At 55.7% G+C, this 673-nt stretch carries 2 protein-coding genes; one reads left to right on the top strand and one right to left on the bottom strand.

The window, feature by feature from the left end; all coding sequences use genetic code 11:
• A partial coding sequence (locus QC823_RS16165; RefSeq protein WP_309657363.1) for a PRC-barrel domain-containing protein occupies positions 1-292 on the top strand: 292 nt, incomplete at its 5' end.
• Positions 293-371: 79 nt separating this feature from the next.
• Here QC823_RS16165 and QC823_RS16170 read toward each other — a convergent pair.
• Positions 372-673 (bottom strand): ATP-binding protein (locus QC823_RS16170; RefSeq protein ID WP_309657364.1); only part of this gene is annotated, 302 nt, incomplete at its 5' end.

The raw sequence follows: 673 nt of genomic DNA on the forward strand, positions 1-673 counted from the left end.
TCAAGAGTACGAAGATTACGTCATCCCGGCGCTTGGGCTCAGCGTTGACCGTACTGACGACATGATCGTAATCGGGCCGAATGCGGAAGACGTTGGCTCAGTCGAAGAGGTTCTGATCGATAACAATGGCCAGGTAGTAGCCATCAGCGTTGAAGTAGGTGGCTTTCTAGGCCTTCTCGAACGCGAGGTAGTTTTACCGTTAGATCAAGTCGGCGTTCAAGCTGACCGCCAAAAACTCACAACGCCACTAACCCGCGACGAAATTGAACAATTGCCGGTGTGGAATCAGTAACGTTTTTTATCAGCAAGGTAGCGGCGCTATTTTTAGCGCCCCCTGATTTCCGCGGCTTTTGTTAGGATCACATGGCCTATCAGCGTGCCGCCACCGGCAGTGAAACCTTCACACGAAGGCCACCACTTTCGGCACGCCCTAACTGCATGTCACCTTGGTAAAGCGCCACCACGTCCGCCACAATGGCGAGCCCCAGGCCACTCCCCGAGCGCTGTTCATCCAGCCGACTACCGCGTTTCATTGCCGCTTGGCATTCGGCCTCCAACATGCCCGGCCCATCATCACTGATCGTGAGGCTCAATCGGTCACCGTCTTGCGCGACCCTCAATTTCACGGTGTGCTGCGCCCAGCGTAAGGCATTGTCGAGCAGGTTCCCCACGA

Source organism: Vreelandella vilamensis (assembly GCF_031451755.1).
GTDB lineage: Bacteria > Pseudomonadota > Gammaproteobacteria > Pseudomonadales > Halomonadaceae > Vreelandella > Vreelandella vilamensis.